The organism is Pseudomonas sp. YQ_5, assembly GCF_043103305.1.
Lineage (GTDB): Bacteria > Pseudomonadota > Gammaproteobacteria > Pseudomonadales > Pseudomonadaceae > Aquipseudomonas > Aquipseudomonas putida_Y.
Map to the genome: position 1 here is coordinate 52311 of NZ_JBICJS010000053.1, position 23526 is coordinate 75836.

General features: G+C 61.9%; 26 protein-coding genes. 14 read left to right on the forward strand and 12 right to left on the reverse strand.

The features are described 5' to 3' along the window. Window positions 1-71: 71 nt before the first annotated feature. Both hemF and aroE read left to right on the forward strand, forming a co-directional pair. A complete protein-coding gene (gene hemF, locus ACF8EA_RS12015) occupies window positions 72-983 on the forward strand; it encodes an oxygen-dependent coproporphyrinogen oxidase (protein ID WP_176682979.1) in 912 nt (303 codons plus the stop codon). A 25-nt stretch (window positions 984-1008) separates the two neighbouring features. Further along, a complete protein-coding gene (gene aroE, locus ACF8EA_RS12020) occupies window positions 1009-1833 on the forward strand; it encodes a shikimate dehydrogenase (RefSeq protein ID WP_021784560.1) in 825 nt (274 codons plus the stop codon). A 27-nt stretch (window positions 1834-1860) separates the two neighbouring features. On the opposite strand, the gene ACF8EA_RS12025 is transcribed toward aroE, so the two are convergent. From ACF8EA_RS12025 to betC, 3 genes are all read right to left on the reverse strand, one after another. After that, window positions 1861-3426, reverse strand: coding sequence for a SulP family inorganic anion transporter (locus tag ACF8EA_RS12025; protein ID WP_392522124.1), 1566 nt, complete (start codon window positions 3424-3426; stop codon window positions 1861-1863). A gap of 142 nt (window positions 3427-3568) precedes the next feature. Next, window positions 3569-4492 (reverse strand): choline ABC transporter substrate-binding protein, encoded by a 924-nt coding sequence (gene choX / locus ACF8EA_RS12030; RefSeq protein ID WP_392522126.1) that lies wholly within the window; start codon window positions 4490-4492, stop codon window positions 3569-3571. A 14-nt stretch (window positions 4493-4506) separates the two neighbouring features. Further along, the gene (gene betC, locus ACF8EA_RS12035; protein ID WP_021784563.1) at window positions 4507-6024 is read right to left on the reverse strand and encodes a choline-sulfatase; all 1518 of its coding nucleotides are present in this window, start codon (window positions 6022-6024) and stop codon (window positions 4507-4509) included. Window positions 6025-6132: 108 nt separating this feature from the next. Between betC and ACF8EA_RS12040 the strand changes: the two genes are divergently transcribed. Next, on the forward strand, window positions 6133-7032 hold the full coding sequence (locus ACF8EA_RS12040) for a choline sulfate utilization transcriptional regulator (RefSeq protein WP_053870428.1): 900 nt from the start codon (window positions 6133-6135) through the stop codon (window positions 7030-7032). 21 nt (window positions 7033-7053) lie between these two features. On the opposite strand, the gene ACF8EA_RS12045 is transcribed toward ACF8EA_RS12040, so the two are convergent. After that, the gene (locus ACF8EA_RS12045) at window positions 7054-7608 is read right to left on the reverse strand and encodes an NAD(P)H-binding protein (protein ID WP_392522128.1); all 555 of its coding nucleotides are present in this window, start codon (window positions 7606-7608) and stop codon (window positions 7054-7056) included. A 52-nt stretch (window positions 7609-7660) separates the two neighbouring features. Here ACF8EA_RS12045 and ACF8EA_RS12050 point away from each other — a divergent pair, with 52 nt between their 5' ends. Further along, window positions 7661-7993 (forward strand): DOPA 4,5-dioxygenase family protein, encoded by a 333-nt coding sequence (locus ACF8EA_RS12050; protein WP_003253084.1) that lies wholly within the window; start codon window positions 7661-7663, stop codon window positions 7991-7993. A gap of 120 nt (window positions 7994-8113) precedes the next feature. Here ACF8EA_RS12050 and trpA read toward each other — a convergent pair whose 3' ends face one another. Together trpA and trpB are read right to left on the reverse strand one after the other, a co-directional pair. Next, window positions 8114-8923 carry a tryptophan synthase subunit alpha gene (gene trpA / locus ACF8EA_RS12055; RefSeq protein ID WP_011953131.1) on the reverse strand — a complete coding sequence of 270 codons (810 nt, stop codon included), beginning with the start codon at window positions 8921-8923 and terminating at the stop codon, window positions 8114-8116. After that, window positions 8920-10137 carry a tryptophan synthase subunit beta gene (gene trpB / locus ACF8EA_RS12060; protein WP_021784567.1) on the reverse strand — a complete coding sequence of 406 codons (1218 nt, stop codon included), beginning with the start codon at window positions 10135-10137 and terminating at the stop codon, window positions 8920-8922. The genes trpA and trpB overlap by 4 nt, the downstream gene beginning before the upstream one ends. 110 nt (window positions 10138-10247) lie before the next feature. Between trpB and ACF8EA_RS12065 the strand changes: the two genes are divergently transcribed. Beyond that, the gene (locus ACF8EA_RS12065) at window positions 10248-11144 is read left to right on the forward strand and encodes a LysR family transcriptional regulator (protein WP_021784568.1); all 897 of its coding nucleotides are present in this window, start codon (window positions 10248-10250) and stop codon (window positions 11142-11144) included. Here the strand turns inward: ACF8EA_RS12065 and ACF8EA_RS12070 are convergent. Continuing rightward, window positions 11141-11464 carry a YqjD family protein gene (locus ACF8EA_RS12070; RefSeq protein ID WP_016712811.1) on the reverse strand — a complete coding sequence of 108 codons (324 nt, stop codon included), beginning with the start codon at window positions 11462-11464 and terminating at the stop codon, window positions 11141-11143. The two genes, ACF8EA_RS12065 and ACF8EA_RS12070, sit on opposite strands and share 4 nt — an antisense overlap. Window positions 11465-11614: 150 nt before the next feature. On the opposite strand from ACF8EA_RS12070, the gene ACF8EA_RS12075 reads away from it, so the two are divergent. Together ACF8EA_RS12075 and ACF8EA_RS12080 are read left to right on the forward strand one after the other, a co-directional pair. Continuing rightward, complete coding sequence (locus ACF8EA_RS12075) at window positions 11615-11830, forward strand: dodecin (protein ID WP_012269893.1); 216 nt, start codon at window positions 11615-11617, stop codon at window positions 11828-11830. A gap of 101 nt (window positions 11831-11931) precedes the next feature. Further along, window positions 11932-12153: a DUF1161 domain-containing protein gene (locus tag ACF8EA_RS12080; protein ID WP_020191565.1), complete on the forward strand. Its 222-nt coding sequence runs from the start codon at window positions 11932-11934 to the stop codon at window positions 12151-12153. A 99-nt stretch (window positions 12154-12252) separates the two neighbouring features. Here ACF8EA_RS12080 and ACF8EA_RS12085 read toward each other — a convergent pair whose 3' ends face one another. Further along, entirely contained in the window at window positions 12253-13257 is a 1005-nt protein-coding gene (locus ACF8EA_RS12085) for an LLM class flavin-dependent oxidoreductase (RefSeq protein ID WP_392522129.1), read from the reverse strand. Window positions 13258-13409: 152 nt separating this feature from the next. On the opposite strand from ACF8EA_RS12085, the gene ACF8EA_RS12090 reads away from it, so the two are divergent. Both ACF8EA_RS12090 and ACF8EA_RS12095 read left to right on the forward strand, forming a co-directional pair. After that, window positions 13410-13835 (forward strand): OsmC family protein, encoded by a 426-nt coding sequence (locus tag ACF8EA_RS12090; RefSeq protein ID WP_021784571.1) that lies wholly within the window; start codon window positions 13410-13412, stop codon window positions 13833-13835. Window positions 13836-13910: 75 nt separating this feature from the next. Next, complete coding sequence (locus ACF8EA_RS12095; protein ID WP_021784572.1) at window positions 13911-14144, forward strand: DUF1161 domain-containing protein; 234 nt, start codon at window positions 13911-13913, stop codon at window positions 14142-14144. A 35-nt stretch (window positions 14145-14179) separates the two neighbouring features. Here ACF8EA_RS12095 and ACF8EA_RS12100 read toward each other — a convergent pair whose 3' ends face one another. Continuing rightward, complete coding sequence (locus ACF8EA_RS12100; RefSeq protein ID WP_021784573.1) at window positions 14180-14593, reverse strand: hypothetical protein; 414 nt, start codon at window positions 14591-14593, stop codon at window positions 14180-14182. A 54-nt stretch (window positions 14594-14647) separates the two neighbouring features. Beyond that, complete coding sequence (locus ACF8EA_RS12105; RefSeq protein ID WP_103443609.1) at window positions 14648-15061, reverse strand: hypothetical protein; 414 nt, start codon at window positions 15059-15061, stop codon at window positions 14648-14650. 85 nt (window positions 15062-15146) lie between these two features. On the opposite strand from ACF8EA_RS12105, the gene ACF8EA_RS12110 reads away from it, so the two are divergent. Then, window positions 15147-16223, forward strand: coding sequence for an aminopeptidase (locus ACF8EA_RS12110; protein ID WP_392522131.1), 1077 nt, complete (start codon window positions 15147-15149; stop codon window positions 16221-16223). Between the two features lie 34 nt (window positions 16224-16257). On the opposite strand, the gene ACF8EA_RS12115 is transcribed toward ACF8EA_RS12110, so the two are convergent. Both ACF8EA_RS12115 and ACF8EA_RS12120 read right to left on the reverse strand, forming a co-directional pair. Then, on the reverse strand, window positions 16258-16908 hold the full coding sequence (locus ACF8EA_RS12115) for an HAD family hydrolase (RefSeq protein ID WP_103443607.1): 651 nt from the start codon (window positions 16906-16908) through the stop codon (window positions 16258-16260). A 121-nt stretch (window positions 16909-17029) separates the two neighbouring features. Further along, window positions 17030-17578: a gamma carbonic anhydrase family protein gene (locus tag ACF8EA_RS12120; RefSeq protein WP_004575263.1), complete on the reverse strand. Its 549-nt coding sequence runs from the start codon at window positions 17576-17578 to the stop codon at window positions 17030-17032. A 66-nt stretch (window positions 17579-17644) separates the two neighbouring features. Between ACF8EA_RS12120 and prlC the strand changes: the two genes are divergently transcribed. From prlC to ACF8EA_RS12140, 4 genes are all read left to right on the forward strand, one after another. Then, window positions 17645-19732, forward strand: a complete 2088-nt coding sequence (gene prlC / locus ACF8EA_RS12125; RefSeq protein WP_392522133.1) for an oligopeptidase A — start codon at window positions 17645-17647, stop codon at window positions 19730-19732. After that, window positions 19729-20010 carry a YheV family putative zinc ribbon protein gene (locus tag ACF8EA_RS12130; RefSeq protein ID WP_135192423.1) on the forward strand — a complete coding sequence of 94 codons (282 nt, stop codon included), beginning with the start codon at window positions 19729-19731 and terminating at the stop codon, window positions 20008-20010. The genes prlC and ACF8EA_RS12130 overlap by 4 nt, the downstream gene beginning before the upstream one ends. 123 nt (window positions 20011-20133) lie before the next feature. Beyond that, entirely contained in the window at window positions 20134-22128 is a 1995-nt protein-coding gene (locus ACF8EA_RS12135) for a M3 family metallopeptidase (RefSeq protein WP_392522135.1), read from the forward strand. Between the two features lie 70 nt (window positions 22129-22198). Next, the gene (locus ACF8EA_RS12140; protein ID WP_021784580.1) at window positions 22199-23257 is read left to right on the forward strand and encodes a PA0069 family radical SAM protein; all 1059 of its coding nucleotides are present in this window, start codon (window positions 22199-22201) and stop codon (window positions 23255-23257) included. Window positions 23258-23526: the final 269 nt, after the last annotated feature.

Genomic DNA, 23526 nt, shown 5'->3' on the forward strand with positions numbered 1-23526 from the left:
CAACTGCGGCGCACGCGCTGGCGGTGGTATGCTACGCGGCGAATTCTTCCCTGCCCGTTCCTGGTGACCCGATGACTAGCCGCACCGAGGCCGTGAAAGCCTACCTGCTCGACCTGCAAGACCGCATCTGCTCTGCCCTCGAAACAGAAGACGGCGGTGCCCGCTTCGTCGAGGACGCCTGGGTGCGCGAAGCCGGTGGCGGGGGCCGCACGCGGGTTATCGGTGAGGGCAAAGTGATCGAAAAAGGTGGGGTCAACTTCTCCCATGTGTTTGGTGCCGGCCTGCCGCCGTCGGCCAGTGCCCACCGCCCCGAACTGGCAGGCCGTGGTTTCGAAGCCTTGGGCGTGTCGCTGGTGATACACCCGCACAACCCGCATGTGCCCACTTCCCACGCCAACGTTCGCTTCTTCATCGCCGAAAAGGAAGGTGAAGAGGCCGTATGGTGGTTCGGCGGCGGCTTTGACCTGACGCCATACTATGGCAACGAAGAAGACTGCATTCATTGGCACCGAGTGGCCGAGCAGGCCTGCGCGCCGTTTGGCGCCGACGTGTACCCACGCTATAAAGCCTGGTGCGATCGCTACTTCCACCTCAAGCACCGTGGCGAGCCACGGGGTATTGGCGGCTTGTTCTTCGATGACCTGAACGAGTGGGACTTCGACACTTGCTTCGCCTTCATCCGCGCCATTGGCGATGCCTTCGTCGACGCCTACCTGCCGATCGTCCAGCGCCGCAAGAACACGCCCTACACCCCGCAGCAGCGCGAGTTCCAGGAATACCGCCGTGGCCGGTACGTGGAGTTCAACCTGGTCTATGACCGCGGCACCCTGTTTGGCCTGCAATCCGGTGGCCGCACCGAATCCATCCTCATGTCGCTGCCACCGCAGGTGCGTTGGGGTTATGACTGGAAGGCCGCGCCCGGCAGTGAAGAAGCGCGCCTGACAGAGTACTTCCTGCAGGACCGCGACTGGCTCGGCCAGTAAGCCTGTGGGTAAACAAGGAGCCGTCATGGACCAGTACGTCGTTTTTGGTAACCCCATCGGCCACAGCAAGTCGCCGCTGATCCACCGCCTGTTCGCCGAGCAGACCGGTCAGGACCTGGAATATGCCACGCTGCTGGCGCCACTGGACGAGTTCAGCGACTGCGCGCGCGGCTTCTTCAAGCAAGGCAGTGGCGGCAATGTCACCGTGCCGTTCAAGGAAGAGGCTTACCGCCTGTGCGACAGCCTGACCCCGCGTGCCCGGCGCGCTGGCGCAGTGAACACGCTGAGCAAGCTGGCTGATGGCACCCTGCAGGGCGACAACACCGATGGTGCTGGCCTGGTGCGCGACCTGACGGTGAATGCCGGGGTCGAGCTGGCGGGCAAGCGCATTCTCATCCTCGGTGCCGGTGGCGCCGTGCGCGGCGTGCTGGAGCCTATTCTGGCGCACAAGCCGCAGTCGCTGGTGATTGCCAACCGTACAGTGGAAAAGGCCGAGCAGCTGGCGCGCGAGTTCGATGAACTGGGGCCGGTGGTGGCCAGCGGGTTTGCCTGGTTGCAGGAACCTGTGGATGTGATCATCAACGCCACCTCGGCGAGCTTGGCCGGGGAAATGCCACCGATTGCCGACAGCCTGGTCGAGGCGGGTCGTACGGTTTGCTACGACATGATGTATGGCAAAGAGCCGACGCCGTTTTGCCAGTGGGCTACCAAGCTGGGGGCTGCCAAGGTACTGGATGGGTTGGGGATGCTGGCTGAACAGGCGGCTGAAGCCTTCTTTATCTGGCGTGGCGTGAGGCCGGATACGGCGCCGGTATTGGCCGAACTGCGTCGGCAACTTGCCAGGGGCTGAGATTGCAGGGCCGCTTTGCGGCCCCAATCAATCCTCAAACCGGATCGGGCACAACTCCACACCTTCCAGCTTCTGCAATTCCTCGATCACCTGCGGCCTGGCCCGGTGCAAGGTCAAACTCCCCCCCAATCGGCGCAACCGCCGCGCCTCGCGGTGCAACATGTCCACACCCGAGTAATCGATGAAATTCACCTGCCGGGCATCGATCACTACATGCGGCCCTTGGCAGCGCTGCAAGCGCACCTGCAGGTAGTGCGCAGCACCAAAGAAAATCGACCCACCTACCCGCAGTACATCCGCATCCCCTTCACGGCTTTGTTGGATCCGTGGTCGTGAGGTGCGCTTCAAGTAGAAGAACAGCGAAGCCAGCACTCCGGCATAGATGGCTGTCTGCAGCTCCAGCAGCAATGTCGCTGCCGCCGTCAGCGCCATCACCAGAAACTCCGAGTGGCTGACCCGGAACAATGCACGGATCCCTCGGTGGTCCACCAACCCCCAGCAGATCAGCAGAATGCTGCCGGCCATGGCCGGTATCGGCAGGTGCGCAATCAGGCCGGCGCCGGCAACCGCGAACAACGCCAACCACAGCGCCGAAAACACCCCGGCCATCGGTGAGCGGGCGCCCGCCTCGTAGCTCAGGCCCGAGCGGGTGAAGGAGCCGGCAGACAGGTAGCCAGAGAAAAATGCACCGGCAATGTTCGACAGGCCCTGTGCGCGGATTTCCTGGTCCGGGTCGATCAGTTGTTCTGAACGTGCCGATAGCGAGCGGGCAATCGACAGGCTGGTGACCAACCCCAGCATGCCTACCGCCACGGCGCTGGGCAGCAGACGCAGCATCAGCTCTACGTCCAGCAAAGGCAGCGGGCTGAAAGGCGGGAGTTGCCCGGTGAACGCTGCCACCCGCGGCACATGGCCAAAGAAGCCCGGCATCAGCCAGGCCAGCAAGCTGACCAGGATCAGGCTTATCAACAGGCTCGGCCAGCGTGGGCGCCAGAGTTTGAAGGCCACACCGATCACTATGGTGGCCAGGCCCAGCAGCAAGGAAGGCAGGTCGACCTCGCCTGCGTGGCTGGCCAGGTCTTGCACGGTCTTCAGCGCGGTGGACTGGCTGGGCAGGGCCATGCCCAGCAGGTTGGGCAGTTGGCCCAAGGCAATGACGATGGCGGCACCCAGCGTGAAACCGAGCACCACGGAATGGGAGACGAAATTGACCAGCGCGCCGAAGCGCAACAGCCCGAGCAGCAGCTGGAAAATGCCGCCAAGAAAGGTCAGCAGCAACACCAGCGTGATGTAGTCAGCGCTACCGGCCACGGCCAGCGGGCTGATGCTGGCGTAGAGCACGATGGAAATGGCGGCGGTCGGGCCGCAGATCAGGTACCAGGAAGAGCCCCACAAGCAGGCGATCAGTACCGGCACGATGGCAGCGTAAAGCCCATATTCGGCGGGCAGGCCGGCGATCAGGGCGTAGGCGATGGATTGCGGCAGGGCGAGGATGGCGCCGCTCAGGCCTACCAGCAGGTCCTGGCGCAGGCTGCGGCCCGATTGGCGGGGAAGCCAGCTGAGGAAGGGCAGCAGTAAAGAGAGGCGATGCATGGGTTATCCACAATCCTTAAGGGGTCGCCAAGCCCTGTGGGAGCGGGCATGCCCGCGAAAAAGCCAACGCGTTGCTTGGCACCGGCTTTGCCGGTGTTCGCGGGCGCGCCCGCTCCCACAGGGTTGGTGTGTCTTTGTGAGATTACAGTTTGGCTTTGACGGCCTCCAGGGCATCCCCATCGGCCTTGGTGGTAACCCCGGCCAACCACCCATCCAACCGTTCAGGATGCGCTTTCACCCAGGCCTTGGCCGCTTCATCGAAGCTGATCTTCTTGTCCACAACCTCTGCCATGATGCTGTTTTCCATGTCCAGTGTGAACTTGAGGTTACCTAGCAGCTTCGCCGCATTGGGGCAGGCTTGTGGATAACCCTTGCGGGTCAGCGTGTATACCTCGCCCTTGCTGCCGAACCACTTTTCCCCACCGGTCAGGTAATGCATTTTCAGTTTCACGTTCATCGGGTGCGGGGTCCAGCCAAGGAAGGTGATGAATTGCTGCTTCTTCACCGCCCGGTCGACCTGAGCCAGCATCGCCTGCTCGCTGGACTCCACCAGCTTCCACTGGCCGAGGTTGAATTCATTCTTGTCGATGATTTTCTTGAGCGACAGGTTGGCCGGGGCGCCGGAGCCGATTCCGTACAGCTTTTTGTTGAACTGCCCGGCGTGTTTTTGCAGGTCAGCGAAGTCCTTCACCCCGGCATTCCACACATAGTCGGGCACTGCGAGGGTGAACTCGGTTCCCTCCAGGTTGCGCGACAGCTGCTGCACATCGCCGTTGGCGATGAACTTGTCATGGAAACCTTGATGTGCGGGCATCCAGTTGCCGAGGAAGGCGTCGACCTGGCCGTCCTTGAGGCCGCCATAGATGATCGGTACGGCCAGGCTGTCGATCTTCACCTGGTAACCCAGGCTTTCCAGTAACAGGCGTGCCACGGCATTGGTCGAGGCAATATCACTCCAGCCGGGGTCGGCCATTTTCACGGTACTGCATTGCGCGTCGCTGTCTGCGGCGTGGGCCGTGCTGGCGCTCAGGGCCAGGGCGAACACGGCGGCGGAGAACTTGTGCATGGCGGCCTCTCTTCTCAATCCAGGGGGGCGGGCTGTGGATAACGTGCCTTGCGTTCGAGGTCATCGAGATCGATGTGGTTGCGCATGTACTGTTGGCTGGCGTCCACCAATGGCTGGTGGTCCCAGCTTTTCAGCTTGCCGATGGCCAGCGCTTCGGCCACCAGCCGGCGGCGGCGCTGGCTGGCCAGTACCTGCTGGCGCAGGTTGGGGATGTCCCAGCGCTGTTGCGCTTCATCGACAAATGCCTGTAGCAGCGTCTGGTGGTCCGGGCTGCCGGTGAGGTTCTCCCGCTCGTGCGGGTCGCGGCTCAGGTCATAGAGTAGACACGGGTCGTCTTCGCTGTACACGAACTTGTAGTGCCCGCGGCGGATCATCATCAGCGGGCCGACGGTGCCTTCGGCCATGTACTCGCCGATCACCTCGTCGTGACCGCCCTGCCCTTGCAGGTGGCCCAACAGTGAGCGGCCATCCAGATGCAGGTCTTTATCCACAGCGCCGCCAGCCAGTTCGACCAAGGTTGGCAGCAGGTCGCAGGTCGACACCGAGGCAGTTACCCGGCCCGCTGCAAAGCGCTTCGGCGCATGGATCAGCAACGGTACCCGCGCCGACATTTCGAACCAGTGCATTTTGTACCAGAGGCCACGCTCGCCAAGCATGTCGCCGTGGTCGCCGGAAAACACGATCAGTGTGTCATCGGCCAGGTTGCATTCCTCCAGGGTCTGCAGCAGCTGGCCAATGTTGTCATCGATATAGCTGCACGCGCCGAAGTAGGCACGGCGGGCATCGCGGATCTTGTCCACAGGCAGTGGCTTGTTCCACAGGTCGTAGACCTTCAGCAGGCGCTGCGAATGCGGGTCGAGTTCTGCCTGGCCGAACTCGGCACGGGGCATGGGGATATCCACACCTTCGTAGCGGTCCCAGTAGCGTTTGGCAATGGTGTAGGGGTCATGCGGGTGAGTCATCGAAACGGTCAGGCAAAATGGCCGGCCATCGTTTTCGCGCACATGGTCGTACAGGTACTGACGCGCCTTGAACACCACCTCCTCGTCGAAATCCAGCTGATTGGTGCGCACGCACGGACCGGCTTGCAGCACCGAGGACATGTTGTGGTACCAGCTTGGACGCACATCGGGTTCGTCCCAGTTCACCGCCCAACCATAGTCGGCCGGGTAGATGTCGCTGGTCAGGCGTTCTTCATAGCCGTGCAACTGGTCGGGGCCGCAGAAGTGCATCTTGCCTGACAGCGCGGTGCGGTAGCCCAGGCGACGCAGGTAATGGGCGTAGGTTGGCACATCGGCAGGGAAGTCGGCCGCGTTATCGTAGGCGCCAATACGGCTGGGCAACTGACCGCTGACCAGGGTGAAGCGTGATGGTGCGCACAGCGGGCTGTTGCAGTAGGCCGAGTCGAACACCACGGCTTGCTCGGCCAGGCGGCCGAGGTGCGGCATCTGGATGGGCGAAGGGCCGTAGATCGGCAGCAAGGGCGCGGCCATCTGGTCGGCCATGATGAACAGGATATTTGGACGCGTCATGGGGGCTTCCATCGTTGAGGGTTATGCGAACCGCTTGCCTACCAAGATGCGACTGTGGATAACATGGGTAAAGCCCATGGCGGGCAATGACTGGGATTAGCTACGCTTATGTTTGACCACCTTGCCGGGTTGTCGCTGGATACCTTGCGTGTATTCGAGGCTGCTGCGCGCCTGCGTGGCTTTACCGCTGCGGCGCTGGAGTTGGGTACCACGCAGCCGGCAGTGAGCCAGCAGGTGAAGCGCCTGGAGGCACAGTTGGGCACGCGCTTGTTTGACCGCATTTACCGGGGCATCGAGCTGACCGAGGCTGGCCAGGTGCTGTTCGAACAGGTGCAACAGGGGCTGCAGGCCATGGATGACGGTATCGCCCAGGCCAGCGGGCGTGGCCAGCATGAAGTGCTGCAGGTGGCCACCGACTTCGCCTTTGCGGCGTTCTGGTTGATGCCAAGGCTGCAACGCTTTCATGAGGCTTATCCACAGGTGGATGTGAGCCTGGTGACGGGTGAGCGCAGCCAGGGCATGTTGCGCCCGGACATCGATGTGGCGGTGCTGTTTGGCGATGGACGCTTTCACCAAGGAGAAAGCCGTTGGCTATTCGATGAGGAAGTGTTCCCGGTGTGCAGCCCCCGTCTGATTCATGGCAAAGCCTTGTCAGCTGTGGCCTTGCAACGATTGCCGCTGCTGCATTTGAAGGGCGAGCAGGCCAGCCGCTGGTTTGACTGGGCGGGGGTATTTCGCGGGTTTGGTGTGACCAGCCCACCGCCGGCGGGGCAGTTGCGGTTTGATAACTACACCTTGCTGATTCAGGCAGCGATTGCCGGGCAAGGAGTGGCGATTGGCTGGGGGCACCTGGTGGATGGGTTGGTGGAGCAAGGGTTGCTGTGTCGGCCGTTGGAGGGGAGCTTGCGTTCGCAACGCGGCTATTACGCGGTGTTGCCACCGCGCAAGCGGCGTGGAGCGTTGATCGAGCGGTTCGTGGATTGGCTGGAGCAGGAGCGCAACCGCTGAGCCCCAAGGCTGCGCGGTCATCTAGACCACGAAGTTAAGATGCTCGCCCCGGTGCAGGTCCAGCTCCAGCATATCCACGATCCCCGCCGCCACACGCGCCCACGCCGCGTCCGGCAGCGGCTGCGGGGTATTGATCAAGGTCCAGCGCAGCGCGCTGCGCTGCAACCCATCAACTACCTGATCCACGCTCTCCCGCTCTGCTGGGCTGTACTTGTTCGGCTCGTCCAGCACAGCGAAATCGCCCACCAGCAATAGCCGGCGTATAGTCGTACGCTCAAGCCCCGCCACCAGCGCTTCGCTCAGGCGTGCTTGCCCCGGCAGGTCACCTGACGCCAGCGTCGATAAAAGGGCGATTACCGCTGAACCGCCTGCCGCGCCATGCTCCGCCTGGTCGGCACTGTTCAGCCCGCCTATCTTGAAGTGCAGGCCGGGGCGGGCGGTGTGGCGGTTGAGGTCATCCACCACGGCGGTGACTTCGTGTTGGCGCGATAGCAGTTCGGCCACCAGGGCATTGCCCAAGCTGCTTTCAGGCCCGAACAGGACCAGTTTGAATACTGGGGTTTCGGCGTTTTTCACTGCATCACTCCGTGTACAGGTGGTGATGGTTGGACCGCAATCAGGAGTTATCGTGCAGAGGATCAAGGGTTACCACGCCCACGTTTATTACGACGCAGCCACCATGGAGCAGGCCCGGGAACTGTGCGAGGAGGCGGCGCGGCTGTTTCCCGTGACCATGGGGCGCATGCACCAGAAACCGGTTGGGCCGCATCCGGACTGGAGTTGCCAGCTGGCGTTCGGGCCGGAAGTGGTGGGGGTGGTTTTGCCTTGGTTGGCGCTGTACCGCAAGGGCCTGGTGGTATTCATGCATCCGGAAACCGGGGATGAACTGGCGGATCACCGGGATCATGCGATCTGGATGGGGGCCGTGCGGCCATTGAATCTGTCGATTTTTGGGGGCTAGGCGGGAGTAGCCTGTGCTGGCCGCTTCGTGGGTGAACCCGCTCCTATAACGCTATCGCAGAGCCAGAGGGTGGCGCTGGTTCCGTAGGAGCGGGTTTACCCGCGAAGCAGACGACGCGGTTTAGCGGCGCGCGCCGCGCACCCCTTCAGCCAATGCCGAGCACAGGCTCAATACATCGGTCACCGCCTGATCGGCGCTCTTGGCCTGGGCAATCTTGTCGACCAGTGCCGAGCCCACCACCACACCATCTGCCAGGCGGGCAATGTTCGCAGCCTGTTCCGGCGTGCGAATGCCGAAGCCAACGCTGATCGGCAGATCGGTATGCCGGCGCAGGCGGGCAATGGCTTCGGTCACATGCTCGGTGGTCGCCGAACCGGCACCGGTCACGCCGGCCACCGACACGTAGTAGACGAACCCGGAGCTGCGCTCCAGCACGCGCGGCAGGCGCGCGTCGTCGGTGGTCGGGGTGGTCAGGCGGATGAAGTCGATGCCTGCGGCCTGGGCCGGGGTAGCCAGTTCGGCGTCGTGCTCTGGCGGAAGGTCGACGATGATCAGGCCATCGACGCCCGCTGCCTTGGCTTCAGCCACGAACGTGTCCACGCCAAAGCGGTGGATCGGGTTGTAGTAGCCCATCAGCACGATTGGCGTGGTCTGGTTATCCACACGGAATTCGCGAACCATCTGCAAGGTCTTGGCCAAGGTCTGGCCAGCTTCAAGGGCGCGCAGGGTGGCCAGCTGGATGGCCACGCCATCGGCCATCGGGTCGGTGAACGGCATGCCCAGCTCGATCACGTCGGCGCCAGCAGCCGGCAGGCCCTTGAGGATCTGCAGCGAGGCGTCGTAGCCCGGGTCGCCAGCTGTGACGAAGGTGACCAGTGCCGAGCGGCCTTCGGCCTTCAGCTCGGCGAAGCGTTGTTCAAGACGGCTCATGCCTGTTTCTCCTGGGCGGCCATGTGGTTCATGACGGTTTGCATGTCTTTGTCGCCGCGGCCCGACAGGCACACGACCATCAGGTGGTCCTTGGGCAGCTTCGGTGCGCGCTTGATCGCTTCGGCCAAGGCGTGGGAGCTTTCCAGGGCTGGGATGATGCCTTCCAGACGGCAGGTTGCGTGGAACGCATCCAATGCTTCGTCGTCGGTGATGCTGACGTACTCGACGCGCTTTACCTCATGCAGATAGGCGTGCTCCGGGCCGATGCCCGGGTAGTCCAGGCCTGCGGAAATAGAGTGGGCATCGGTGATCTGGCCGTCTTGGTCCTGCAACAGGTAGGTGCGATTGCCGTGCAACACGCCCGGTACGCCGCCGTTCAGGCTGGCGGCGTGCTTGTCGGTGTGTACGCCATGGCCACCGGCTTCAACGCCGATGATCTGCACGCTCGGCTCTTCGAGGAATTCATGGAACAGGCCCATGGCATTGGAGCCACCGCCGACGCAGGCAACCAGGCTATCAGGCAGGCGGCCTTCCTTCTCTTGCAACTGGGCACGGGTTTCTTTGCCGATGATCGACTGGAAGTCGCGGACCATGGCGGGGTACGGGTGTGGGCCAGCTACGGTGCCGATCAGGTAGAAGGTGTCTTCGACGTTGGTAACCCAGTCACGCAGGGCTTCGTTCATGGCGTCTTTCAGGGTGCCGGTGCCGGCGGTAACCGGCACGATCTCTGCGCCCAGCAGCTTCATGCGGAACACGTTCGCCTGCTGGCGCTCGATGTCGGTGGCACCCATGTAGATCACGCAAGGCAGGCCAAAGCGCGCGGCGACGGTGGCGGTGGCGACACCGTGCATGCCGGCGCCGGTTTCGGCGATCAGGCGCTTTTTGCCCATGCGCTTGGCCAGCAGCACCTGGCCGATGCAGTTGTTCACCTTGTGCGCGCCGGTATGGTTGAGCTCTTCACGCTTGAAGAAAATCTTCGCCCCGCCGCAATGCTCGGTCAGGCGCTCGGCGAAGTACAGCGGGTTAGGGCGGCCGATGTAGTCGCGCTGGAAGTACGCCAGCTCTTCAAGGAACTTGGGGTCTGCCTTGGCAGCTTCGTATTCGCGGGCCAGGTCCAGCACCAGTGGCATCAGGGTTTCGGCCACATAGCGGCCGCCAAACGAGCCGAACAGGCCATTGGCGTCGGGGCCGGGGCGGTATTGGGACTGGGACATGGGGCGCTCCAAGGCGTAGTGAATGAGTGATGGGCTTTACTCTAACCACGGCAAGCTCGGCTGAAAACCGATAAGATTGCGCAAACTTGTCAGAAAAACTCACAGGTAAAATGGCCCACGACCTCCCTCCCCTCAATGCCCTGCGTGCCTTCGAGGCTACAGCCAGGCTGAACAGTGTCAGCCAGGCAGCGGAAGCGCTGCACGTCACCCACGGCGCCGTCAGCCGGCAGATCAAGGTGCTTGAGGAGCATCTGGGCGTCGCCCTGTTCGTCAAGGACGGGCGCGGCATCAAACTCACAGATGCAGGCGTTCGTCTGCGCGATGCCAGCGGTGAGGCCTTCGACCGGCTGCGCAGCGTGTGTTCCGAACTCAGCCGTGATGTGAGCGAGGCGCCGTTCGTGCTGGGCTGCTCGGGCAGCCTGCTGGCACGCTGGTTTATCCCGCGGCTGGGGCGGTTGCAGGCGGATTTGCCTGAGCTGCGCTTGCATCTGTCGGCGGGTGAGGGCGACCTTGACCCGCGGCGGCCTGGGCTGGATGCGTTGCTGGTGTATGCCGAGCCACCGTGGCCGGCGGATATGCAGGTGCATGTGCTGGCCGAGGAATGTATCGGACCGGTGCTCAGCCCGCATTTCGCAGGCTTCCAGCGCTTGCGGGGGGCGCCCGCCCAGGCACTGCTGGGCGAAGCCTTGCTGCACACCACTTCACGCCCGCAAGCCTGGCCGACCTGGGCGGTGCAACAGGGCCTGGACCCGGCGGCCATTCACTATGGCCAGGCCTTCGAGCACCTGTATTACCTGCTGGAAGCTGCCGTGGCCGGATTGGGCGTTGCGATTGCACCGCAGCCACTGGTCGCCGATGACCTGCGGGCGGGCCGTTTGAGTGCGCCGTGGGGGTTTTCACCTACCCAGGCGGCGCTGGCATTGTGGGTGCCACGGCGCGCCGCAGACGGGCGCGCCGAGCAGTTGGCGCAGTGGTTACGGGCGGAACTTGCGCGGCAGGGCGCTTAGTTTCGCTTGCACATCAGGTAGGCCGCCAGCAGGCCCAACGCACCAATGGCCACACCAGCGGTTGTGTAGGGGTGTTCCTGGGCGTAGTCCCGGGTGGCTATGCCGGTCTGGCGGGTGCGCTGCTTCACTTCCTCGTACGCATCGCTCAGTAGGCTGCGCGAATGACGCAGTGCGCTTTCAGCGTTGCTGCGGATTGCCTTCACCGACTTCTGGGACTCTTCCGACGCATCATGCTTGAGGTTTTCCAAGCTTTTCAGAAGGCTCTCGATCTCTGCTTCCATGCTTTCCAGGGACGTTTTACGCAGCGAGTTACGGTGCATGTTGACTCTCCTTTGCAGTATGGGCTCTAAGGATTGCGACCCTTGGCCTGCGAGAAAGTGCGATCGAACTTTCGCTGACAGTGGCCGCTCGCAGGTAAACCAGGCCTGCGCTGCTAGGCTGAAACTCACTGTCACCCATGGAGAGCACTCATGACCGATCATCACACCTACAAGAAAATCGAACTGGTAGGGTCTTCGCCCACCAGTATCGAAGACGCCATCAACAATGCTCTGGCTGAAGCCGGCAAAAGCATCAAGCACCTGGAATGGTTCGAAGTGGTCGATACCCGTGGCCATATTCGTGACAACAAGGCGGCGCACTTCCAGGTCACGCTGAAGGTCGGCTTCCGTATCGCCAATAGCTGATATAGCGTCGGGCTGCATGATCTCGGCGTGATGAGGTATTCAGGAACGGGGCGCCTTGGTGGGGTCCCCTTCTGATTTCATCTGCACAAGGAAAGCGAGTGATGAACAAACTGATTCTGGCGCTGGGCCTGATGACCCTGGCCGGTGGTGCGCTGGCAGCGGGCAAACCGTGCGAGGAACTGAAGGCGGAAATTGCGGCCAAGCTGGATGCCAAGGGCGTTACTGGCTACAAGCTGGAGATCGTCAAGAAAGGCGAGCCGGCGGGCAAGGTCATTGGTAGCTGCGAGGCCGGTACCAAGGAGATTGTGTACCGCCGCGGCTGATGGCCCCGCTCATTCGCGGGCTTGCCCGCTCCCACAGGTACAGCGCAGGCCTTGAAGGCTCCAGTCAACCTGTGGAAACGGGCGAGCCCGCGACGAGGGTCACTCGGTCTTGAGGGCCTGCGCCATCAGCTCATATGACCGAATGCGGTCCGCATGCTCATACAGGTCACAGGTAAAGATCAGTTCATCCGCTCCCGTCTGGTCCAGCAGCACTTCTACCTTGGCCTTTACCTTCTGCGGGCTGCCGATCATGGCCAGCCCCAGGAAGCTGCCCACCGTCTCCCGCTCATGGGGCAACCACAGCCCATCCATGCTCTCCACGGGTGGCTTCTGCATCAGGCTCTGTCCGCGAATCAGCGCCAGAATGCGCTGGTAGACCGAGGTTGCCAGGTATTCGGCCTTCTCGTCGGTCTGCGCCACCACCATGGGTATGCCCAGCATCACATACGGCTTATCCAGCGTGGTCGAGGGCCTGAAATGATTGCGATATACGCGAATCGCCTCGTGCATGAAGCGTGGTGCAAAATGCGAGGCGAAGGCGTAGGGCATGCCGCGCATGCCGGCCAGCTGGGCGCTGAACAGGCTGGATCCCAGCAACCACATTGGCACGTCGGTGTCGTGCCCGGGTACGGCGATCACTTTTTGATCATCGGTGCGTGGCCCGAGGTAGCGCGAAAGCTCCTCGACATCGTCCGGGAAGTCATTCGGGCTGCCAGCGCGCTCGCGTCGCAGGGCATAGGCGGTCATTTGGTCCGAACCCGGCGCACGGCCCAGGCCAAGGTCGATACGCCCCGGATACAGGCTGGCCAAGGTGCCGAACTGCTCGGCAATTACCAGCGGCGCATGGTTGGGCAGCATTACCCCACCAGAGCCCACGCGAATACGTGAGGTCCCACCGGCCAGGTAGCCGATCAGCACCGAAGTCGCCGAACTGGCGATGCCGTCCATATTGTGGTGCTCGGCCACCCAAAAACGGTTATAGCCAAAGCGCTCGACATGCTGCGCCAGGTCCAGCGAGTTGCGCAGCGATTGCGCGGGGCCGGCGTCGGCGCGCACGGGCACCAGGTCCAGGGTGGAAATCTTCAGGTCACGCAGCTGCGTCATGGAGCCTCCGCAAGAATGATTGGCCAGAGGCCTTTTTGATTCTGTATGGGCGCATTCGTTGGATTCAATGCCTGCAAGCATATTGCTCTGAACTTGCGGCAGGCGGCGGGCCTCTGAACCGTAGGCAAGCAACCCAGTGATCAGGAGGCATCATGAAAAAGACAGCATCGGCGATCTGGCAAGGTGGCCTGAAGGATGGGAAAGGTCTGCTTTCTACCGAAAGCGGCGCGCTCAAGCAGAACCCTTATGGCTTCAATACACGTTTCGAGGGCACACCCGGTACCAACCCGGAGGAGCTGATCGGCGCGGCGCATGCCGGTTGTTTCTCGATGGCGCTATCAATGATGCTCGGCGAGGCGGGGCTTACCGCAGAGCGGATCGACACGGCTGCAGAGGTGACGCTCGACAAGCAAGCGGACGGTTTTGCCATTACTGCCGTGCACCTGGTGCTCAGGGCCAAGGTACCCGGGGCCAGCGAGGCTCAATTCCTGGAGATTGCCAGCAAGGCGAAGGAAGGCTGCCCGGTGTCCAAGGTTTTGAATGCGAAGATCAGCCTGGATGCCGCGTTAGTGGGGTGAAGCGGTGCAACGGTAGTGGTTTGCTGTAGTCTAAAGAGCGTCGGCAGCGCCACTGCCCTTTCCAGGAGCCGTTCCATGATTCGCGTAGCTATCGCTGTGTTGGCTACCCTTGTCGCCACGTCTGCGCTGGCGGCCGTCAAGCCATGCGAGGAGCTGAAAGCCGAGATCGAGGCCAAGATCCAGGCCCAAGGGGTTACGTCCTACACGCTGGAGATCGTGCCCAACAGCGAGGTCGAGGACCAGAACATGGTCGTCGGGACCTGCGATGGCGGGACGAAGAAGATCATCTATCAGAAGAACGATCGATAAGCATCAGGGCTCGGGGCTGCAATGCAGCCCCGAATTCACGGTATGCAGAACACCTCGCTAGGCTCGTTCACCACCACCTTGCGGTTGGCGTCATACAGCAGCACCTGCGGCTCCATCACTGGCGCTCGCGCCTCCAGGCGATAGCGCTCGCCGGCCTTGAAGTTGTCAAAGCGTACGGTCAGGTAACAGGTTCGGTCCCTGGGTTCTGACATGATGCCGCCCGAGTAGATTTCATAATCGAAGCGCACCACCAGTTCGTGCTTGCCCGGCGTCACCTGAAAGTAACGGCCATCCTCCAGGCGCTTGCCATCGAGGCGGTCGGCCATGATCACCCGGCCGGGGGTCATGGTGTACAGGTCGACCCACGCCTGCTTCGGGTCGACGGGCGGCAAGGGGCTGGCGCAAGCCCCCAGTGTACTGAGGGCGATCAGCATCATGGGCTGGCGCATGGCGAAACTCCCACTTGCGATTTACAAGTAACAAGCATAGCGCCGTTTGTGCGTTCAGGTGCGTTGGCAACCTGCCGGCAGCCCTTGACCCAGCAGTTTTTGCTGGTGGTCGTAGAGTTTGATCCAAGGGCGGAAGCCAATGCTGCCAGCCTGCAGCTGATAACGCTGCCCGGCGCTGAAGTCCTTGAAGGTCAGCTTGACCTGGCAATCGCGCCACAGTGGCTCATTGACGGGGCCGATATTGCTGGGATTAACCGGAAACTGATAGCGCACGGTCAGTTCGTGGCTGCCGGGTTGAACCTCGAAATAGCGGCTGTCAGCCCAGTCACGCTCATCTACCTGCACGGCGTACAGCGAGGTGTTGTCGTAGCGCGTGAGGTCGACCCACGCCTGATTCGGGTCTGGGTCTGGCAATGTTGAACAGGCAGAGATCAACAACAGTGAGCCGGCGACCAACAATGCACGCATGGCGAAACTCCCCCTTGGCGAGATAGTCTTGGAGCGAAATGGTCTTGAGCGAGTCAGACAGTACCGGATGCTTCGACTTTTTCTTATGCAGCGCTCAGGCCTTGGGGCACTCGACCGCATTTTCACCCGTTTGGTTCCGCTGCTTGCGGCGCTCCTGCTGAACGGTTGCAGCAATGTCGCCTACTATGGGCAGCTGGCCCAGGGCCAGTGGCAGTTGCTGCGGGCGCGGCAGCCTGTAGAGCAGGTATTGGCCGACCCTGCTACCCCTGCACCTTTGCGCGCGCACCTGCAACAGGCCGAACAGGCGCGGGTGTTTGCCAGCCAGCAATTGAAACTGCCAGACAACCGCAGCTACCGGGTATACGCCGACCTTGGCCGCCCCTACGTGGTGTGGAATGTGTTCGCCACGCCCGAGTTGTCGTTGCAACCGGTAACGCACTGCTTTCCGATAGCCGGGTGCGTGGCGTACCGCGGCTACTACCAGCAAGGCGCGGCGCGGGGCGCGGCGGCGTTGATGCGCCAGGATGGCCTGGATGTTTACGTCGGCGGCGTGGAAGCTTATTCGACCCTGGGTTGGTTCGATGACCCGATTCTGTCGTCGATGGTGGGCTGGGGCGATGAGCGCCTGGCTACGTTGATCTTTCATGAACTGGCCCACCAGCGCTTCTACGTGCAGGACGATACCGAATTCAATGAATCCTTCGCCTCGTTCGTCGAGCAGGAGGGCACGCGGCAATGGGGTGCGGCGCGTGGGCTGGCGGCGGTTGGCGCAGGGCAGAGGCAGCAGCAGCGTGACCAGTTCATCCGCCTGGTGCTGGCCTGTCGTGAGCGATTGCAGGCCATTTATGACGGGCCTTTGGATGATGCGCACAAGCGGCTGGCCAAGCGGGCGGAGTTCGACCGGTTAAGGCAGGAATACCGGCAGTTGCGTGATGGCCAATGGGGTGGGGACAAACGCTATGACGCCTGGATGCATGGGCCGATGAATAATGCCAAGTTGTTGCCGTTCGGGCTGTATGACCAGTGGGTGCCGGCGTTTGCCGCGCTATTCCATGAGGTTGATGGTGACTGGGCCCGGTTTTATGAGCGAGTCGAGCAATTGGGGCGTTTGCCGATTGATGAGAGAAAGGCAGCGCTACAGGGGTTGATGGCTGGCCGGTAAGATCCTGGGGGCCGCAAAGCAGCCCCCAGGGCCGTCACGCCTTGAGGAATGCCTGATGCATCTCGGCCAAGGTGGCAAAGTGGAAGGCAGGCTCCTCTGCCATCAACTCTTCCTGGCTGCCAAACCCGTACCCCACCGCTACTGCCTGCAGCCCGTTGCTGCGCGCGCCGATCAGGTCATGCTTGCGGTCACCGATCATCAGCGTCTGTGCAGGGTCCAGCCCTTCTTCATCCAGCAAATGGCGAATCAGCTCGACCTTGTTGGTGCGCGTGCCGTCCAGTTCACTGCCGTAGATCACCTTGAAGTGATGATCGAAGGCGAAGTGCCGGGCGATTTCGCGGGCGAACTCCCACGGTTTTGACGTGGCAATGTACAGCGTGCGGCCCTGGCCGTTCAGGGCTTCGAGCAATTCGGGCACGCCGGCGAACACCAGGTTTTCGTACAGCCCGGTCACGCGGAAGCGCTCCCGGTAGAAGTTCACCGCATCCCAGGCCTTGGCTTCGTCGAAGTTGTAGAACTGCATGAAAGCCTGCAGCAGGGGTGGGCCGATGAAATGCTCGAGGCGGGCCAGGTCCGGTTCATCGATGCCCAGCTTGGCCAGGGCGTACTGGATCGAGCGAGTGATGCCCAGGCGTGGGTCGGTCAGGGTGCCGTCGAGGTCGAAGAGGATGTTTTGCTGGTGCATGTACAGGGTTCCACTTGAGTGCTGCGTGGCCTTCTTCGCGGGCATGCCCGCTTCCACAGGTACAGCGCAGGCCTTGATGGCTCCACTGAACCCGTGGGAGCGGGCGCGCCCGCGAATGCGGTCATTCAGGTTGATCGTAGCCTTCGGCCAGGTGCTGGTCCTTGAGCTTCACGTAGTTGCCGGCGCTGTAGGAGAAAAATGCGCGCTCCTTGTCATTCAGCAGCCGGGCCTGTTTCACCGGGCTGCCCATGTACAGGTAGCCACTGACCAGGCGTTTGCCCGGCGGCACCAGGCTGCCAGCGCCGATGATCACTTCGTCCTCGACGATGGCACCGTCCATGATGGTGCTGCCCATGCCCACCAGGATGCGGTTGCCCAAGGTGCAGCCATGCAGCATCACTTTGTGCCCGATGGTCACTTCGTCGCCGATGATCAGCGGGAAACCGTCCGGGTTGAAAGGCCCCGCGTGGGTAATGTGCAGCACGCTGCCGTCCTGCACGCTGGTGCGCGCGCCAATGCGGATGCGGTGCATGTCGCCGCGCACCACGGTCAACGGCCAGACCGAACTGTCTTCACCGATCTCCACGTCGCCCAGCACCACCGCCGAACGGTCGACGAAGGCCCTGGGCCCAACTTTCGGAGTGTGTTGCTGGAAGCTGCGAATGGCCATGATAGCGTCTCTCATCTGTGCCGATAGGCAGGCTGCCTGCTGCGGTCGGCGTCGATTGTAATTAAGATGGGGCAGTGTTTCTTCTGCCAAGGTATCCAAACCGTGACTGCGAACAACCCGCTTCTGCAATCCCACGATCTGCCGCCCTTCTCGCAAATTCGTGCCGAACACGTGTTGCCGGCGATCGAAGCGATCTTGGCCGACAACCGTAAAGCCATTGCCGAGATCCTAGAAAAGCAGGGCAAGAACCCTACATGGGCCGGCCTGGTGCTGGCCATGGACGAACTGAACGACCGCCTGGGCGCGGCCTGGAGCCCGGTCAGCCACCTCAATGCGGTGTGCAACAGCGCCGAGCTGCGCGAGGCTTACGAGTCTTGCCTGCCAGCCCTGAGTGCCTACTCTACCGAACTGGGCCAGAACCGCGCGCTGTTCGAAGCCTACCAGGCGCTGATCGACAGCCCGGAGGCCGCCAGCTTCGACGTGGCGCAAAAGACTATCCTCGAGCACGCCCTGCGTGACTTCCGCCTGTCGGGTATCGACCTGCCAGCGGACAAGCAGCAGCGTTACGCCGAGGTGCAGAGCAAGCTCAGCGAGCTGGGCAGCCGTTTCTCCAATCAGTTGCTCGACGCCACCCAGGCATGGACCAAGCATGTCACCGACGAAGCTGCGCTGGCCGGCCTGACCGATTCGGCCAAGGCGCAGATGGCCGCTGCAGCCCAGGCCAAGGGCCTGGACGGCTGGTTGATCACCCTCGAGTTCCCCAGCTACTACGCGGTGATGACCTACGCCAGCGACCGCGCCCTGCGCGAAGAGCTATACGCCGCCTACTGCACCCGCGCCTCCGACCAGGGCCCGAATGCCGGCCAGTTCGACAACGGCCCGGTGATGCGCGAAATCCTCGACCTGCGCCAGGAACTGGCCGAACTGCTGGGCTACAAGAACTACGCAGAGCTGAGCCTGGCCACCAAGATGGCCGAGTCCAGCGACCAGGTGCTGAGTTTCTTGCGTGACCTTGCCAAGCGTTCCAAGCCGTTCGCCGCCCAGGACCTGCAACAGCTCAAGGCCTACGCTGCCGAACAAGGCTGTCCCGAGCTGGCCAGCTGGGACGCCGGCTACTTTGGCGAGAAGCTGCGCGAGCAGCGCTACAGCGTGTCGCAGGAAGCCCTGCGCGCCTATTTCCCGATCGACAAGGTGCTGGGCGGCCTGTTCAGCATCGTGCAACGCCTGTACGGCATCGAAATCGCCGAGCTCAAAGGCTTCGACAGCTGGCACCCGGACGTACGTCTGTTCGAGATCAAGGAAAATGGTCAGCATGTTGGCCGTTTCTTCTTCGACCTGTACGCCCGCGCCAACAAGCGTGGCGGCGCCTGGATGGACGGCGCCCGTGACCGTCGCCGCACTGCCGGCGGCCAGCTGCAGAGCCCGGTGGCCAACCTGGTGTGCAACTTCACTCCGGCCGCGCCCGGCAAGCCCGCGTTGCTGACCCACGATGAAGTCACCACCCTGTTCCACGAGTTCGGTCACGGCCTGCACCACATGCTGACCCGCATCGAGCATGCCGGCGTGTCCGGCATCAACGGCGTGGCCTGGGATGCGGTCGAGCTGCCAAGCCAGTTCATGGAAAACTGGTGCTGGGAGCCGGAAGGCCTGGCACTGATTTCGGGTCACTACGAAACCGGCGCCGCCCTGCCCCAGGACCTGCTGGACAAGATGCTGGCCGCGAAAAACTTCCAGTCGGGCATGATGATGGTGCGCCAGCTGGAGTTCTCGCTGTTCGATTTCGAGCTGCACGCCAGCCATGGCGACGGCCGCAGCGTATTGCAGGTGCTCGAAGGTGTGCGTGACGAGGTGTCGGTCATGCGCCCGCCGGCTTACAACCGCTTCCCCAACAGCTTTGCGCACATTTTTGCGGGCGGTTACGCGGCGGGCTACTACAGCTACAAGTGGGCCGAAGTGCTGTCGGCTGACGCCTTCTCGCGCTTCGAGGAAGAAGGCGTGCTGAACGCCGAGACCGGCCGCGCCTTCCGCGAGGCGATCCTGGCCCGTGGTGGTTCGCGCGAGCCGATGGAGCTGTTCGTCGACTTCCGTGGCCGTGAGCCTTCCATCGATGCATTGCTGCGCCACAGTGGTCTCACCGAGGACGCTGCAGCATGAGTGAGGTAGCTGTGAACAAGACCAAGAAGCGCTTCATTGCCGGTGCCGTGTGCCCGGCGTGCAGCGAGCCCGACAAGCTGATGATGTGGAACGAAGACGGCATACCGCACCGTGAGTGTGTGGCTTGCGGCTTTACCGACACCCTCAACGAGCAGGGCTTGTCGGTGCCGAAAGAACTGGGCACCCGGGTCAACCACCTGACGCCGAAAGCCGCGCCGGCCAAGGTGCAGACCGTGCAGTTCTTCCCAAATCCGAAGCTGAAAAAGCCGGCTGAGTAATACAGTCATGCCGCCCGGGTGCAATGCCCGGGCAGGCATGGACAGGTGTTAGATAGTCAGGCCACCTGGCGCACGTTGGCCATGCAAGCTCTCTTGCTCATTTCTACCAGCAAGGTGTGCGTCATGGCCAACCCTCTTCTGCAAAATAGCCATATCCCCGTCGATTACTCATCCATCACCCTCGAAAACATGCAGGCGGCATTCGCTCACGTGCTGCTGGCACACGAGAACGGTGTAGAACGCATCATCCGTGATCAACGAACCATGCCCACCTGGGATGACATGGTGCTGGCGGTGGATGGGCTGGATAGCCAGCTGCTGGCAGTGTTGTATGCCGCTTCACCACTGGTCGGCCGGGATACGGCCTGGGCCAACGCCATCATCGATTTCTACGGCAGAGTGACGGCATGCTTCGAACAGAAGTTCGCCAACACTGGCTTGCATGAGCTGTATGAACGCTTGGCCGGCAGTGACATCGGCAAACAACTGGATGCCGGGAAGCGCGCCACCTTGCGTTGGCATCTGGACAAGTTCGCCGCTGGCGGCGCGTTACTCGACTCCGCAGGCAAAGCGCGTCTGGCAAACCTTCAGGCGCAGATTGGCACCGCACGCGAGGCGTTCCGCAGCAACATCAACCGGCCTGGGTTGAATATCACCGATGAAGCCGAACTGAGCGGCATACCACAGCGGGTACGCGACGAATTGGCTGCAGGAGCACAACAAGCAGGTAAGCAGGGGTGGTTGATTGCGTGTGACACGGTGACTACTCGTGAGGTGCTCAAACATGCTGGCAACCGCCAGCTCCGTGAGCGTGTGTACCGGGCTTTCCACGCCCGCGGCGTCAGCCATGATCCGCAACAGGACAACGGCACGTATCTGCAGCAACTGGCGCAGTTGCTTGAGGCGAAGGCCCTCCTGCTCGGTTACTCCGGCCATCTGGAGCAGAGCTTGCAGGTGAAGAGTGCGGGTTCGGTAGCCCAGGTGTGCGGTTTTCTCCACGATCTGGCCGAGCATGTGCGACCTGCCATGTTGCGGTGGCGTTCGCAGGTGGAGCGCGGGGCTGCCGAGCAGGGCCTGGGCAAACCCCTGCCCTGGGATTTCGAGTACCTGCGGCGTGCTTCGCGTAGTGAGTTTCCTGCCGAAGCGCTGCGCGATTACTTCCCGCTGAATACCGTTGTCAGTGCGTTGCAGCAATTGGCGCAGAAGTTGTTTGGTGTAGTGCTGCAGCCCAAAGCGCTGCCTGCTTGGGATGACAGCGTGCAGCCGTTCGAGGTGTGGCAGGACAGCGCTTTCATTGGCTTTCTGTATCTGGATGCCGTGCAACACGCAGGCAAGCAGCCAGACGCGGTGTTTACCACCTATGTAAGGAATCGTCGGGTCGATGCAGAGGGTATCTACCAGGCAGCCTCGGTGGTGGTGTTCAGTGATGTGCCGCAAGCGCTGTCAGGTTTACAGCCGTTGCTCGATCATTTGTCACTGCGCAAGCTTTTCCATGAATTCGGCCATGCCTTGCACCACCTGCTGGTACGTACGACGAACCACGTCATGTCCAACGTGACCGAGCTGGGCACCGATGGTGTGGAGTTGTTCGGCAAGCTGTTCGAGCGTTGGGTCTGGGACGCGGACTATCTGGTGGCGATCTCGGCGCGCACGCAGGACGGCCGTCAACTATCCCGCAAGCAAGCCGATGAGTGCCTGCAGCAGTTACGACAGCAGGGCGTGGAGGAGATCGCGAGTGATCTGTGCCTGGCGTTGTTCGACATGGACCTGCATGGCACACCAAACGATGGCAGGTCCTTGGAACAGCGATTGGGTGATGCCCGCGAACGTTGTGGTTACTGGCCGCTGGCTGATTTCGAACATCCGGCGCATGCCTTCGACCACCTTGTGAACGGCTACGATGCTGGTTACTACGCCTACCTGTGGTCGGATGTGCATGCCTTCGATTTGTTCACCCGCTTCGAAGCCGAGGGCCTGTTGAACGAAGCCACGGGTCGGGCACTGCAGGAAGCACTGTTCGCTCCAGGGGCATCGCGCCCGTTACGTGAAGGCATCGAGGCGTTTCTTGGGCGGCCATCGAGCCAGGCAGCGTATCTCAGCTGGCATGGCCTGAAGTAGTCAGACCAGAGGTGCTGGAAAGATCCCGGCATGCACGATACTGTATATGAATACAGTATGCAGGTGAGCCATGATTCCTCCAGCACCGCAAAAGGGCCGTGGCACGGCGCACAACCCACACAACCGCTTTGCCCCTGGTCATTCGGTGGCGGAAGATGATGGCTGGTACCAGGAAGTGCCGCAAACCCAGGGCACCGAGGTGCGGATTGAGACAGCCAAGTCGGTGATCAGCCGCAACACTTCACCCGACCTCCCTTTCGATCGCTCCATCAACCCTTACCGTGGCTGCGAGCATGGCTGCATCTACTGCTATGCCCGCCCCTCGCACGCCTACTGGGACCTTTCTCCCGGCCTGGATTTCGAGACCAAACTGATAGCCAAGACCAACGCAGCCGAGGTGCTGGCACAGCAATTGAGCAAACCGGGCTACGTGTGCGCGCCGATCAATCTGGGCTCCAACACCGACCCGTATCAGCCGATTGAGCGGGAACAGTTACTGACCCGGCGCTTGCTCGAAGTGTTACTGCGTTTTCGTCACCCGGTGACCATTGTCACCAAGGGTTCACTGGTGCTGCGCGACCTTGACCTGCTGGCCGAGATGGCCCGCCAGCGCCTGGCACGGGTGATGATCAGCCTGACCACGCTGGACGACAGCCTCAAGCGCGTGCTCGAACCCCGAGCGGCCTCACCCGGTGCGAGGTTGAGGGCCATCCGGGTATTGCGTGAAGCGGGCGTACCGGTGGGTGTTTTGTGTTCGCCAATGATTCCAATGATCAACGACAGTGAGCTGGAGCGCCTGCTGGAGGCGGCCAGGGAGGCTGGCGCACAGAGTGCGGCCTACATGATGCTGCGTCTGCCGCTGGAAGTGGCGCCGTTGTTCGAGCAGTGGTTACAGGACCATTACCCGCAGCGGGCGGCGCATGTGTTGAGCCTGATCCGCCAGAGCCGCAGTGGCGCGCTGTATGACAGCCGGTTCGGCGTACGCATGCGTGGTGAAGGGGTGTTTGCCGAGTTGCTGGCGCAGCGCTTTGCCAAGGCAATGAAGCGGCTGGATTTCGAAGGGCGCGAGGCGCAGGCGCTGGATTGCTCGGCGTTCTGCCCGCCGGGTGGGCAGATGACGCTGTTCTGACATGATCCCGCTCACACAAGGGCTGCGCATTGCTCACAACGCTACTAATAACAACCAATAATTGCGCTAATACATATTGGCAACTGATGTTTTTTTGCTATTATCCAACTCTCGCCTTTTTCTCTGGAACGCCCGTTCTAGAGCCTTCTAATTAAGTTTCAGTTAAGTTTTCCCCGCTAGCGTAGGTAATAAGTCCACACCGACTGTGATCTATGGCCCGTGCGTGTCATCTAAAACCGTGCATAGCCTGAATCTTTCACCGGTAAAAT